The organism is Nocardioides marmoraquaticus (genome assembly GCF_054777915.1).
This window is the reverse complement of the sequence record NZ_BAAHAA010000020.1, coordinates 14,286-27,393: the sequence shown is the minus strand read 5'-3', so window position 1 is coordinate 27,393 and position 13,108 is coordinate 14,286. Positions and strand designations below refer to the sequence as shown.

Genomic DNA, 13,108 nt, shown 5'->3' with positions numbered 1-13,108 from the left:
AGGGGTCACGGCGGGTGGCACGCTGGGCCGGTGACGGCCACGAAGCCCCCCGCCACCCCCTCGCGCCCCGTCCGCCACGTCTCCGACGACCAGCGCCGGGCCCGGTCCTGGCGGCGGCACGCGCTGGGGAGCCCGGTCGCCTCGGTCGAGGAGGCCGTCACCTCGGTCGTGTGCCTGCACGCCACCGAGCCGCACAGCGTGCACCTGTCGGCGGCCGTGCGCAGCGGGGCCACCCGCGAGCAGGTCGGTGCCGCGCTGTACGACGACCGCTCGGTCGTCAAGCAGCTGGCGATGCGGCGCACGCTGTTCGCCTTCCCCCGCGACCTCCTCCCCGCCGTCTGGGGCAGTGCCTCCCGACGCGTGGCGACGCAGCAGCGCACCCGCCTCGCGAAGGAGGTGGTGATGGAGGGCCTCGCCGACGACGGTGCGGCGTGGCTGCGCGAGGCCGACGACGCGGTGCTCGAGAGCATCGCCGCCGACGGCCCCGCGACCACCAGCGAGCTGCGCGCCCGGGTGCCCGCGCTCGACGCCCGGCTCGGCCTCTGGGCGGGCGCCAGCACTCCCGTCGCCGCCCGGGTGCTGACGGTGCTCGGTGCGGAGGCGCGTCTGGTGCGCGGCACCAACGAGCTGGGCTGGCGCTCGGCCCGGATCCGCTGGACCCTGCCCGCCGACTGGCTGGGCGCGCCGCCCGAGCCCCTCCCGGAGGCCGAGGGGTACGCCGCCCTCGTCGGCCGCTGGCTGGCCCGGTTCGGCCCCGGCACGGAGGCCGACCTGGTGTGGTGGCTGGGCGGCACCAAGGGCGCCGTACGCCGCGCCCTCGGCGACGTCGGCGCCGTCCCGGTGACGCTCGACGGCACCGAGGAGCACGGCTGGCTGCTGCCCGACGACCTCGACGACGAGCCCGCGCCGGCGCGCGGCGTGGCGCTGCTGCCGGTGCTCGACCCGACGCTGATGGGCTGGCGGGGCCGGCAGTTCTACCTCGACCCGGTCGACGTGCCCTACCTGTTCGACACCAACGGCAACGGCGGCACGACGGCCTGGGTCGACGGTCGCGTCGTCGGCTGCTGGGTGCAGGACCCCGACGGCACGGTGCGGGTCGTGCTGCGTCGCGATCCCGGGGCGGAGGCCCGCGCCGCCCTCGACGAACGGGCGGCGTGGCTCTCGGCGTGGTTCGACGGCGACGTCGTCAACTCGGTCTACGCCTCCTCGCAGATGCGCGGGGCGCTGCTGCCGTAGCGGGCACGTAGGCTCCTCGGCCGTGTCCCCGCCACGCGAGCAGCCGCCCCAGCAGCCACCCCCGGTGCAGCGGCTGCGGCTGCGCTACGCCAAGCGGGGTCGGCTGCGCTTCACCAGCCACCGCGACTTCAGCCGGGCCTTCGAGCGGGCCCTGGTGCGGGCCCGGGTGCCGATGGCCTACTCGTCGGGGTTCAACCCCCACGCCCGCATCTCCTACGCCGGTGCGGCGCCGACCGGCTCGGCCAGCGAGGCGGAGTACCTCGAGATCGCCCTGGCAACCCGCGTGGAGCCGGCTGACCTGCACCGTGACCTCGACGCGTCGCTGCCACCCGGCCTCGACGTGGTCGAGGTCGTCGAGAGCAGCGGCACCAGCCTGGCCGACCGGCTCGAGGCCTCCGTGTGGGAGCTGACGCTGCCCGAGTGCGACGTCGCGACCGCTGCCGGGGCGGTCCGGTCGCTGCTCGACACGCCCGAGGTGCACGTCGAGCGGATGACGAAGAAGGGCCTCCGGTCCTTCGACGCCCGAGGCGCGGTGGTCACCGCCGAGGTCCTCGGCGAGGCACCCGAGCGACCCGGGTGTGCGATACTCCGAGTGGTCCTGCGGCACGGCGTGCCGTCCGTGAGACCCGACGACGTTCTCGCCGCGCTGCGTGAGACCTCTGGACTCCAGGTGGCCGCTGCCCTCCAGCAGCGGGTGGCCCAGGGTCCGCTGGACGACGCGGACGGCACGGTGGGAGACCCGTTGACACCCGACCGCGACGCGGCCGGCCGGTGAGGTGACAGCTCGCCGAGCGGCCCGGCGACCGCGGTCGGTGCACCAGGTCTCCCTTCGACGCGACACCGCGGAGGGTGCCGTCGCCCGACAACAGACTTCGCGTGTCCCGCGAGACCCGGCCTCCCGCCGGGGGCTGACGCGGTACACGCCGACCCGCACCACCCGGTGACGACCGGGGGTGCAGAGGAGCCCACCGTGCTCGACGACGACCCCACCACCCCCACGAACGACGACGCCGCCCCGGCTGCTGACGACACCCCCGCGGAGGCCGGCACCCCGCCCGCCGAGGCGCCGCGCAAGCCGGCCGTGAAGCGGGCCACCCGCACCCGGCGCACCACCACCCTGACGACGGGTGACGCCCCTGCCGCCCAGGACGCGCCGGCCGACGACGTCCCCGCCGAGGACACGGCCCCCGCCGCCGACGCCGCTCCGGCCAAGAAGACGGCGCGCAAGACGGCGGCCAAGCGCACCACCAAGGCCGCTGCTGCCAAGACGACCACCACGGCAGCGACGGCGAAGAAGACCGCGGCCAAGCGCACCACCAAGAAGGCCGCGGCTGCCGAGGTGCCCGCCGCCGACCTCGACGCCCCGGTTCCCGACGGGGTGACCGACGGGGCGCCCGACGAGGCGCCTGCGACCGACGCGCCGGCCGCCCCCGTCCCGCTCTTCCAGGCCCCGCCTCCCGCGCCGCGAAAGCGCGCCGCCAAGAAGACGGCGGCCCCGGCCGACGCCCCGGACGGCGCTGCAGCCGACGCCGGAGCCGACGAGCCCGCCCCCGCCGCGAAGCCGGCTGCCAGGAAGAGCACCCGCAAGACCGCGGCCTCGAAGGCCGCCCCCGCCGCCGAGGCGACCGAGTCGACCGAGTCGACCGAGGCGACCGACGAGCACGCGACCGAGAAGCCCGCGAAGAAGAAGTCGGCCAAGAAGAAGTCGTCGAAGAAGAGGGCCGAGGCTGATCCGGTCGAGGAGCCGGTGGAGGACCCCGAGGCCCCTGAGGACTCCGAGGAGGCCGTGCCGGCGCCGGCAGGTGCGGACGAGACCGACAATGCGCCGGCCGAGGGCGACACCACGTCCGACGACGACGACGACCAGCAGGAGTCGGGCGGCAACCGGCGGCGCCGTCGCCGCGGCGGCCGCCGTCGTGGCCGCCGCTCCGACGAGGGCGACCAGGGCGACGACACGACCGACGGCCCCGACGCGGCTGGCTCGTCCGAGGCGTCCCAGGACGACGCGGGGGAGCAGGACGACGCTGCCGACGACTCCGAAGGTGAGCAGGGCGAGGGCGGCTCGGGCAGCTCGCGACGCCGTCGTCGCCGCCGGCGCTCCGGTGGTGGCGACTCCGCCGGCAACGGCGCTCCGGCCCGCAGGCCCGAGGACGAGATCACCAGCGTCAGCGGCAGCACCCGGCTCGAGGCCAAGAAGCAGCGGCGTCGCGAGGGCCGGGAGGCAGGGCGTCGCCGGGCCCCGATCGTCAGCGAGGCCGAGTTCCTCGCCCGCCGCGAGGCGGTCGACCGCGTCATGGTGGTGCGCCAGCGCGACGACCTCACCCAGATCGCGGTGCTCGAGGACGACGTGCTCGTCGAGCACTACGTCGCCCGCGAGTCGCAGACCTCGATGATCGGCAACGTCTACCTCGGCCGCGTCCAGAACGTGCTGCCCTCGATGGAGGCGGCGTTCGTCGACATCGGCAAGGGCCGCAACGCCGTGCTGTACGCCGGCGAGGTCAACTGGCAGGCCCTGGGCCACAAGGACGGCCAGCCCCGCAAGATCGAGTCGGTGCTCTCGTCGGGCCAGACGATCCTGGTGCAGGTCACCAAGGACCCCGTCGGCCACAAGGGCGCTCGCCTGACCGGGCAGATCAGCCTGCCGGGCCGGTTCCTCGTCTACGTGCCCGAGGGATCGACCTCGGGCATCTCGCGCAAGCTGCCCGACACCGAGCGCAGCCGGTTGAAGACCCTGCTCAAGCAGATCGTCCCCGAGGGGGCGGGCGTCATCGTCCGCACCGCGGCGGAGGGCGCCAGCGAGGAGGAGCTGACCCTCGACGTCGAGCGGCTCACCGCCCGCTGGCAGGACATCGCCGGCAGGGCCGCGACCGGCAAGGGCCCCAACCTGCTCTACGGCGAGCCCGACCTGACCCTGAAGGTGGTGCGTGACCTCTTCACCGAGGACTTCGGGCGCCTCGTCATCCAGGGCGACGACGCGTGGGAGCTCGTCGACGGCTACGTCGCCCACATGGCGCCCGAGCTGCGCGACCGGCTGCACCGCCACGAGGTGGCCGAGGAGGGCCCCGACGCAGGCAAGGACGCTTTCGCGGCGTACCGCATCGACGAGCAGATCGCCAAGGGCCTCGACCGCAAGGTGTGGCTGCCCTCGGGCGGGTCGCTGGTCATCGACCGCACCGAGGCGATGACGGTGGTCGACGTCAACACCGGCAAGTTCACCGGCTCCGGTGGCAACCTGGAGGAGACCGTCACCAAGAACAACCTCGAGGCCGCGGAGGAGATGGTGCGTCAGCTGCGGCTGCGTGACATCGGCGGCATCATCGTCATCGACTTCATCGACATGGTGCTGGAGTCCAACCGCGACCTGGTGCTGCGGCGCCTGGTCGAGTGCCTCGGGCGCGACCGCACCCGCCACCAGGTCGCCGAGGTGACCTCGCTCGGCCTGGTCCAGATGACGCGCAAGCGCATCGGCACCGGCCTGCTCGAGGCCTTCAGCGACGAGTGCTCCCACTGCAAGGGCCGCGGGCTGGTGCTGCACGACCACCCGATCGAGCCCTCGACGACCTCCCGGTCCGACGACGACGGCAGCCGGGGCCGCGGCCGGGGCGGCCGGGGTGGTCGCGGTGGTCGCTCCGGCGGCAACGGGGGCAACAACGGCAACGGGGGCAACGGCGGCAACGGGGGCAACGGCGGCGGCAGCAACGCCGGCAACGGCGGCGGTGGTGCGCCGGGAGGCGGCCAGCAGGCCCGCCCGACCGGCCCGCCCTCACCCGCCGACCTGGCCCACAGCCGGCCACCGGAGGAGCGTCCCGAGGAGGCGCCCGCCGAGCAGCCGGTCGAGACGCCTGCCGAGCCGCCTGAGCAGCCGGTCGAGCAGCCGGTCGAGCAGCCGGTCGAGCAGCCGGCGCCCGCCGACAGCGGCCCGCGCGTGGTGACGTCCACCCGGCGCCGTCGTGCGGGTCGTCCCGCCGGCCAGCCGGTCGTGCAGTCGTCGGCGCCGGAGCAGCCGGCCGAGCCCGTGCAGCCCGCCGAGCCCGAGCAGGCGGTCGAGCCCGAGCAGCCCTCCGAGCCCGTGCAGGCGGTCGAGCAGCCCGCACCCGCCGACAGCGGTCCCCGGGTGGTGACGTCCACCCGGCGCCGTCGTGCGGGCCGTCCCGCCGGCCAGCCGACCGTCCAGGCTCCCGAGCCCGCGTCGGACCCCGCGCCGGAGCCCGAGCCCGAGCCCGCGATCGAGGCCGCTGTGGCGTCTGAGCCCGCACCCGTCCGCGTCGTCGCCAGCAGCCGACGTCGGCGTGCGGCCGGCCGACCCGCCGGCCCGCCGGCGGAGGTGGTCGAGGGGGTCGAGGGGGTCGACGAGGCCGAGACCGACGAGCTCGTCGAAGGTGCCGTCGACGAGGAGGGCGCCGTCGGGCACGTGCCCGTCAAGCGCAAGGGATCGCGCCGACGCTGAGGGTGGACGAGGGGGCGAGCCGTTTTGACCCCCTCGCGAGCCCGCCGGTACAGTTGACCTCCGGCGTGCCGCCGTGCGCCGTTGTAGCGCTGGCCGCGCCCCGCCCCCGTGCGGTTGACGCGCGGGAGCCCTCATGACATCCAGACCGAGGAGAGTGAACCCGCCGTGTACGCAGTCGTGCGCGCTGGCAGCAAGCAGCAGAAGGTTGCCGTGGGCGACGTCATCGAGATCGACAAGACCGCGACCGGCGTGGGCGAGACCCTAACGCTCCCGGTCGTCATGGTCGTCGACGGCGAGAAGGTCACCTCGACCGGTCTCGACGGTGCCGGGGTGACGGTCGAGGTCCTCGGCGCCACCAAGGGCCCGAAGATCGTCATCCAGAAGTACAAGAACAAGACCGGCTACAAGAAGCGCCAGGGTCACCGTCAGAAGTACACCCAGGTCAAGGTCACCGACATCACCGTCTGAGCCACCACGCTCCGAGCTAAGGACACTCCTCATGGCACACAAGAAGGGTGCGGCCTCCACCAAGAACGGCCGCGACTCCAACGCCCAGCGCCTGGGCGTCAAGCGGTTCGGCGGCCAGCTGGTCAACGCCGGCGAGATCATCGTCCGCCAGCGCGGCACGCACTTCCACCCGGGCAGCGGCGTCGGCCGCGGCGGCGACGACACGCTGTTCGCGCTGGTCCACGGCAACGTCGAGTTCGGCGTGAAGCGCGGCCGCAAGGTCGTCAACATCGTCCCGGCGGGCCAGTAGCACCAGGTCCATCTGCACCGAAGGGCGCTCCTGAGACGATCGGGAGCGCCCTTCGGCGTTCCCAGCAGCACCACCCGAGAGAGGCACCCCGTGGCAGTCCCCACCTTCGTCGACCGCGTCCGGCTGCACGTCGTGGCCGGCCGGGGCGGCAACGGCGTGGCCTCGGTGCACCGCGAGAAGTTCAAGCCCCTGGGCGGGCCCGACGGCGGCAACGGCGGCCCCGGCGGCTCGGTCGTGCTGCGGGTCGACCCCGACGTCACCACGCTGCTCGACTACCACCACCAGTCGCGGCGCGTCGCCACCCACGGCGGCCACGGCGCCGGCGCCCACCGCAACGGCGGCCACGGCGACGACCTGGTGCTGCCCGTGCCCGACGGCACCGTGGTCACCGACGAGCGCGGCGAGGTCGTCGCCGACCTCGTCGGCCCCGGCACCGAGATGGTCGTCGCCGAGGGCGGCCGCGGCGGGCTCGGCAACGCCGCGCTGGCCTCCGCCAAGCGCAAGGCGCCGGGCTTCGCCCTGCTCGGCGAGCCGGGCGAGGACCGCGTCATCCACCTCGAGCTCAAGGTGGTCGCCGACGTCGGTCTGGTCGGCTTCCCCAGCGCGGGCAAGTCGAGCCTGATCGCGGCGCTGTCGCGGGCCCGTCCCAAGATCGCCGACTACCCGTTCACGACGCTGGTGCCCAACCTCGGCGTGGTGACGGCGGGCGAGACGACGTACACCGTGGCCGACGTGCCGGGGCTCATCGAGGGCGCCAGCGAGGGCCGCGGCCTGGGCCACGACTTCCTGCGCCACGTCGAGCGCTGTGCCGCCCTGGTGCACGTCGTCGACCTCGCCACCATGGAGCCGGGCCGCGACCCGGTGGGTGACCTCGAGGTGATCGAGCGCGAGCTGGCGCAGTACGGCGGCCTCGACGACCGGCCGCGCCTGGTGGCGCTGAACAAGGCCGACGTGCCCGACGGGCGCGACATGGCCGACATCGTGCGAGCCGACGTCGAGGAGCGCGGCTGGCCCGTGTTCACCGTCAGCGCGGCCAGCCACGAGGGGCTGCGCGAGCTGTCGTTCGCGATGGCCCGGCTGGTGCAGGAGCGCCGGGCCCAGGCGCCCGCCGCCCCGCCCGAGCGGATCGTCATCCGCCCGCGCAGCACCGAGAGCGGGCCGGAGTTCGCCGTCAAGCAGACCGGCGAGGGCTGGCGGGTGCGCGGCACCAAGCCCGAGCGGTGGATCCGGCAGACCGACTTCAGCAACGACGAGGCGGTCGGCTTCCTCTCCGACCGGCTCAACCGCCTCGGCGTCGAGGCGGCGCTGGTCGACGCGGGTGCCGTGGAGGGCGACACCATCCTCATCGGCCATCCCGACAACGCGGTCGTCTTCGACTTCAAGCCGGGCATCGAGGCGGGGGCGCAGTACCTCGGCCGTCGCGGCGAGGACGAGCGCTTCACCGAGGAGCGTCCGGCCGCCCGCCGGCGCCGGGAGATCGACGCCCTGATGGACGACCGCGCCGAGGGCGAGGAGCGCGCCGACGTGGCCCGCCGTCTGGACGAGGCACCCGAGTGACCCGCGCCGGCGTCGCCGCTGCGCAGCGGGTCGTCGTCAAGGTCGGCTCGTCGTCGCTCACCACGGCGGCGGGGGGCATCGACCCCACGCGGGTCCGTGCGCTGGTCGACGCGCTCGCCGGCGTACGGGCGCGGGGTGCCGACCTCGTGCTCGTCTCCTCCGGTGCGATCGCCGCGGGCCTCGCCCCCCTCGCGCTGCGACGACGGCCGCGCGACCTGGCCCGCCAGCAGGCTGCGGCCTCGGTCGGGCAGGGCCTCCTGGTGCACCGCTACACCGAGGAGTTCGCCCGGCACGGCCAGGTGACCGGCCAGGTGCTGCTGACCGTCGACGACGTCACCCGTCGCCGCCACTACCGCAACGCCCAGAGCACCTTCGACAAGCTGCTCGAGCTCGGCGTGGTGCCGATCGTCAACGAGAACGACACCGTCGCCACCGACGAGATCCGCTTCGGCGACAACGACCGGCTCGCCGCACTCGTCGCCCACCTGGTGCACGCCGACCTGCTGGTGCTGCTCTCCGACGTCGACGGGCTGTACGACGCCCCGCCCTCGCGGCCGGGGGCGGCCCGGGTCGCGGAGGTGCACGACCTGCGGGCGCTGGCGGGCGTCGAGGTCGGCCGTGCGGGCGCCGCGGGGGTCGGCACGGGCGGCATGGAGACCAAGCTCGATGCCGCCCGCATCGCCACCGGCGCCGGCATCCCCGTGGTGCTGACCGACATGCCGACGGCGTCGGCAGCCCTCGCCGGCGACGAGGTCGGCACCCTTTTCCACCCCACCGGCCGCCGCCGCCCGACCCGGCTGCTGTGGCTGGCGCACGCGACCGAGCCGCGGGGCCGGCTCGTGCTCGACGCGGGCGCCGTCCGTGCCGTGGTCGAGCGCCGCGCCTCGCTGCTGCCCGCCGGCATCACGGCCGTCACGGGGTCGTTCGTCGCGGGGGAGCCCGTCGAGCTGGCCGCCGACGACGGCCTGGTGGTGGCCCGTGGCCTCGTCAACTACGACGCCGAGGAGCTGCCCACGCTGCTCGGCCGGTCGACCCGCGAGCTGGCCGCCGCGCTGGGGGCGGCGTACGAGCGCGAGGTCGTGCACCGCGACGACCTGGTGCTGCTCTCCTAGCACCGGTTTCTCCCGGTTCCGCCCCGCTCAGGGGTGCTTCTCGGACACACTTGCCTGCGTCGGACGCGGCCGCCTGACCGCCCGACCGAGGAGGACAGCGGTGGAGCAGTCGGTGCGGCACTGGCACGTGACCGTGACGGTCGCGGGCGAGCCCCTCGAACCGTTGATGGCGCGGGCAGCGCTGCAGCGGCTCAGCGAGGACCGGCCCTTCCTCGACTCGGTGTCGACGACCGGCGACTCCGCCGAGATCCGGTTCTGGGACCAGGGCGCGAGCATGCTCGACGTCGCCTCGCTGGCGATGCGGCTGTGGGCAGAGCACCGCGAGTCGGCCAACCTGCCCGACTGGGAGGTCGTCGGGCTCGAGGTGGTCGAGAAGTCGGTGCACGACCGTCGCAGCAGCGAGGCCCACGCCTGACACGGCCGCGCGGGGCCTACCCTCGTGCCATGCCCGAGAGCTCCTTCGCCGACATCGCCGCGCGGGCCCGGGCCGCGTCGCTGCGCCTCGCCGTCGCGACGCGCGCCACCAAGGACGCTGCGCTCCACGCGATGGCCGACGCCCTGCTGACCGACGCCGAGGAGGTGCTGTCCGCCAACGACGACGACGTCACGACCGCCCGTGACGCCGGCACCGGCGAGCACCTCGTCGACCGGCTCCGCCTCGACCAGGCCCGCCTCGAGGCGATGGCCGCGGGGCTGCGCGACGTCGCCGGGCTGCCCGACCCCGTGGGCGAGGTCGTGCGCGGCTCGACCCTCGCCAACGGCCTGCAGCTGCGGCAGGTCCGGGTGCCCTTCGGCGTGGTCGGCATGGTCTACGAGGCGCGCCCCAACGTCACCGCCGACGCCGCCGGTATCTGCCTCAAGAGCGGCAACGCGGTGCTGCTGCGCGGCTCCTCGAGCGCGGCGCGCTCCAACGCCGCGATCGCCGAGGCGTTGCGCGCGGGTGTCGCGGCCGCCGGCCTGCCCGCCGACGTGGTGCAGCTGGTGCCGGGCGAGGGCCACGACGGCGTCAAGGAGCTGATGCGGGCCCGCGGCCTGGTCGACGTGCTGATCCCGCGCGGGGGAGCCGGCCTGATCGACCGCGTGGTCGAGGAGTCGACCGTGCCCGTGATCGAGACCGGTGTCGGCAACTGCCACGTCTACGTCGACCGCGACGCCGACCTCGACATGGCCGAGGCCATCGTGCTCAACGCCAAGACCCACCGCACCTCGGTCTGCAACTCCGCCGAGTCGCTGCTGGTGCACGCCGACGTCGCCGAGACCTTCGTGCCGCGGATCGTCGCGGCGCTGCACGACGCCGGGGTGACGATCCACGGTGACGTCGCCTTCGCGTCGTACGACGGGGTGGTGGCGGCCACCGACGACGACTGGGGCACCGAGTACCTCGCCCTGGAGGTCTCGGCCGCCGTCGTGCCCGACATCGACGCGGCCCTCGCCCACGTGCGGCGCTGGTCGTCGTCGCACTCCGACGCGATCGTCACCGACTCCCACGCCGCGGCGCAGCGGTTCGTCGCCGAGGTCGACTCCGCCGCGGTGCTGGTCAACGCCTCCACCCGCTTCACCGACGGCGGCGAGTTCGGCTTCGGGGCCGAGATCGGCATCTCGACGCAGAAGCTCCACGCCCGGGGCCCGATGGGACTGCCCGAGATGACGTCGACCAAGTACGTCGTGACGGGCGCCGGCCACACGCGGTGAAGCTGCTCGCCCTGACCTTCGGGTTCGGGATCCTCTCCGCGAGCGTCCCGGTGTTCAACATGGAGGCCTACCTCGCGCTGGTCTACGCGCGCGCCGACGACCAGGGCGCGCTGCTGCTCGCCTTCGTGGGCTCCGTCGGGCAGAACCTCGGCAAGCTGGTCTGGTACTACGGCTCGCAGGGAGCGACCGAGGTCGGGTTCGTGCGGCGCCGCATGGACAAGCCCAAGCGGCGGGCGCAGCTGGAGCGCTGGCGCGGCCAGGTCGAGGGCCGGCCGTGGCGCAGCGGGCTGCTCAACTTCGTCTCCGCGGCCGTCGGCTTCCCGCCCTTCTTCGCCATGGCGGTGCTCGCCGGCATGCTCCGCATGAACGTCGTGGTCTTCGTGGTCACGGGCATCCTCGGACGCACCATCTTCTTCGCCGCGCTGCTGCTGGGGGTCGGGCTGCTCGTGCGGTGAGCGCAGCCCGGTACGATCCGTGCCATGTCGACGCTGTCCACGACCGTGCTCCAGGTGCTCGTCCCCCTCTCCGAGGCCGGTGGCGAGGGCGAGAGCGGTCTCGCCCAGGCCGTCCTCATCGGTCTCGGCGCCCTGGTGGTCCTGCTGGCCCTGGTCTTCGGGGTGGTCTCCTTCGGCAAGGGACGCGATCACTCCTGAGCGCGCAGGACCCCGCGGTCACCGCGGACGCCCCCGGTCGTGACCGCCCGCGCCGCGTCGGCGTCATGGGCGGCACCTTCGACCCCATCCACCACGGCCACCTCGTCGCCGCCAGCGAGGTCCAGGCGTGGTTCGACCTCGACCAGGTCGTCTTCGTGCCCACCGGCCAGCCGTGGCAGAAGGCCGCGCGCGAGGTCAGCACGGCCGAGCACCGCTACCTGATGACGGTGGTCGCCACGGCGTCCAACCCCCGGTTCACGGTGAGCCGCGTCGACATCGACCGCGGCGGTCCGACGTACACCATCGACACGCTGCGCGACCTGCACGAGGTCTTCCCCGACAGCGAGCTCTACTTCATCACCGGCGCCGACGCCCTGGCCGAGATCTTCACCTGGCGCGACGCCAGCGAGCTCTTCGCCCTCGCGCGGTTCGTCGGGTGCACCCGCCCCGGCTACGAGATGAGCCCCGAGGCCGTCGCCGGCATCCCGACCGACCGGGTCACCATCCTCGAGATCCCGGCGCTGGCGATCTCCAGCACCGACTGCCGCGACCGCCGCGCCAAGGGTGACCCCGTCTGGTACCTCGTGCCCGACGGTGTGGTCCAGTACATCGCCAAGCACGATCTCTACGCCGAGGAGACCCTGTGACCGCCACCGACGCCGCCGTCGAGCTGGTCCACGTCGCTGCCCGGGCGGCCTCCGACAAGCTCGGCGAGGACATCGTCGCCTTCGACGTCTCCGAGCAGCTCGCCATCACCGACGCCTTCCTGCTCGTCTCGGGCAGCAACGACCGGCAGGTCCGCGCGATCGTCGAGTCGGTCGAGGACACCATGCGTGCGTCCGGCGCCAAGCCGGTCAGGCGCGAGGGGCACCACGAGGGCCGGTGGGTGCTGCTCGACTTCGCCGACATCGTGGTGCACGTGATGCACGTCGAGGAGCGCGAGTTCTACGCCCTCGAGCGGCTCTGGCGCGACTGCCCGGTCATCGCGCTGCCCGCCGACGTGACCTCCGGGCGCGGGTGAGCGGGCGTCGCCTCGTCGTGCTGCGCCACGGCCGGACGGCCTGGAACGCCGAGGGGCGCGCGCAGGGCCACGAGGACATCGGCCTCGACGACCTCGGCTTCCGGCAGGCCGAGGCCGCTGCCGCCGTGCTGGCGCGGTTCGAGCCCACGGCGCTCGTCAGCAGCGACCTCGCCCGAGCCCGGCAGACCGCGGCCGTGCTCGAGGAGCAGACCGGGCTGGCGGCCCTGGAGGACCCCCGGCTGCGGGAGTACGACACCGGCGCCCGCACCGGCCTGACCCGCGAGGAGTACGTCGCCCGCACCGGCGAGGACCACGCCTGGGACGGCCACCACCTCGTCGAGGTGCCCGGCGCCGAGCCGGTCGACTCCGTCGCCGCCCGCATGGGCCCGGCCCTGACCGACGCGCTCGCCCTCGTCGGCGACGACGAGACGGGCGTCGTCGTCACCCACGGCGCCGCCATGCGGGTCGGCGTCGCCGTGCTCCTCGGCCTGCCCCCGGCGGCGTACGACGTGCTCGGCGCGATGAGCAACTGCGGCTGGGTCGAGCTGCGCGAGCACGGTGCCGCCCGGCTGCGGCTGGCGGCCTACGACCGCACCGCTGCGGTCTAGTCCGAGGGTCCCGACGCAGGCTTAG

The 13,108-nt window shown here is 74.4% G+C and carries 14 protein-coding genes; all 14 read left to right on the top strand.

Annotated elements, in window-relative coordinates; genetic code table 11:
- The first annotated feature begins 30 nt into the window (after window positions 1-30).
- The 14 genes from ACYU8I_RS14455 (at window position 31) to ACYU8I_RS14390 (ending at window position 13,083) form a co-directional block, all read left to right on the top strand.
- Window positions 31-1,236 (top strand): winged helix DNA-binding domain-containing protein, encoded by a 1,206-nt coding sequence (locus ACYU8I_RS14455; RefSeq protein WP_460842062.1) that lies wholly within the window; start codon window positions 31-33, stop codon window positions 1,234-1,236.
- A 22-nt stretch (window positions 1,237-1,258) separates the two neighbouring features.
- Entirely contained in the window at window positions 1,259-2,011 is a 753-nt protein-coding gene (locus ACYU8I_RS14450) for a TIGR03936 family radical SAM-associated protein (RefSeq protein WP_460842060.1), read from the top strand.
- 195 nt (window positions 2,012-2,206) lie between these two features.
- Entirely contained in the window at window positions 2,207-5,683 is a 3,477-nt protein-coding gene (locus ACYU8I_RS14445; RefSeq protein WP_460842058.1) for an Rne/Rng family ribonuclease, read from the top strand.
- A 165-nt stretch (window positions 5,684-5,848) separates the two neighbouring features.
- On the top strand, window positions 5,849-6,151 hold the full coding sequence (gene rplU / locus ACYU8I_RS14440; protein ID WP_460842056.1) for a 50S ribosomal protein L21: 303 nt from the start codon (window positions 5,849-5,851) through the stop codon (window positions 6,149-6,151).
- A gap of 31 nt (window positions 6,152-6,182) precedes the next feature.
- A complete protein-coding gene (rpmA, locus tag ACYU8I_RS14435; protein ID WP_460842054.1) occupies window positions 6,183-6,440 on the top strand; it encodes a 50S ribosomal protein L27 in 258 nt (85 codons plus the stop codon).
- A gap of 90 nt (window positions 6,441-6,530) precedes the next feature.
- Entirely contained in the window at window positions 6,531-7,997 is a 1,467-nt protein-coding gene (gene obgE, locus ACYU8I_RS14430) for a GTPase ObgE (RefSeq protein WP_460842052.1), read from the top strand.
- Window positions 7,994-9,109: a glutamate 5-kinase gene (proB, locus tag ACYU8I_RS14425; protein ID WP_460842050.1), complete on the top strand. Its 1,116-nt coding sequence runs from the start codon at window positions 7,994-7,996 to the stop codon at window positions 9,107-9,109. The genes obgE and proB overlap by 4 nt, the downstream gene beginning before the upstream one ends.
- Before the next feature lie 100 nt (window positions 9,110-9,209).
- On the top strand, window positions 9,210-9,524 hold the full coding sequence (locus ACYU8I_RS14420; RefSeq protein ID WP_460842048.1) for a hypothetical protein: 315 nt from the start codon (window positions 9,210-9,212) through the stop codon (window positions 9,522-9,524).
- A 29-nt stretch (window positions 9,525-9,553) separates the two neighbouring features.
- On the top strand, window positions 9,554-10,801 hold the full coding sequence (locus tag ACYU8I_RS14415; RefSeq protein WP_460842045.1) for a glutamate-5-semialdehyde dehydrogenase: 1,248 nt from the start codon (window positions 9,554-9,556) through the stop codon (window positions 10,799-10,801).
- Complete coding sequence (locus tag ACYU8I_RS14410; RefSeq protein ID WP_460842042.1) at window positions 10,798-11,256, top strand: hypothetical protein; 459 nt, start codon at window positions 10,798-10,800, stop codon at window positions 11,254-11,256. The genes ACYU8I_RS14415 and ACYU8I_RS14410 overlap by 4 nt, the downstream gene beginning before the upstream one ends.
- Window positions 11,257-11,280: 24 nt before the next feature.
- Window positions 11,281-11,454, top strand: coding sequence for a hypothetical protein (locus tag ACYU8I_RS14405; protein ID WP_460842149.1), 174 nt, complete (start codon window positions 11,281-11,283; stop codon window positions 11,452-11,454).
- On the top strand, window positions 11,451-12,101 hold the full coding sequence (gene nadD / locus ACYU8I_RS14400) for a nicotinate-nucleotide adenylyltransferase (RefSeq protein WP_460842145.1): 651 nt from the start codon (window positions 11,451-11,453) through the stop codon (window positions 12,099-12,101). The genes ACYU8I_RS14405 and nadD overlap by 4 nt, the downstream gene beginning before the upstream one ends.
- A complete protein-coding gene (gene rsfS / locus ACYU8I_RS14395; RefSeq protein ID WP_460842040.1) occupies window positions 12,098-12,475 on the top strand; it encodes a ribosome silencing factor in 378 nt (125 codons plus the stop codon). Before nadD ends, rsfS begins: the two co-directional genes overlap by 4 nt.
- Window positions 12,472-13,083, top strand: a complete 612-nt coding sequence (locus ACYU8I_RS14390; RefSeq protein ID WP_460842037.1) for a histidine phosphatase family protein — start codon at window positions 12,472-12,474, stop codon at window positions 13,081-13,083. Before rsfS ends, ACYU8I_RS14390 begins: the two co-directional genes overlap by 4 nt.
- Window positions 13,084-13,108 lie beyond the last annotated feature (25 nt).

Excerpts from the sequence above, each read along its gene's own strand:
- ACYU8I_RS14405 (WP_460842149.1), top strand. The coding sequence starts at position 11,281 with ATGTCGACGCTGTCCACGACCGTGCTCCAGGTGCTCGTCCCCCTCTCC.
- ACYU8I_RS14415 (WP_460842045.1), top strand. The coding sequence starts at position 9,554 with ATGCCCGAGAGCTCCTTCGCCGACATCGCCGCGCGGGCCCGGGCCGCG.
- rpmA (WP_460842054.1), top strand. The coding sequence starts at position 6,183 with ATGGCACACAAGAAGGGTGCGGCCTCCACCAAGAACGGCCGCGACTCC.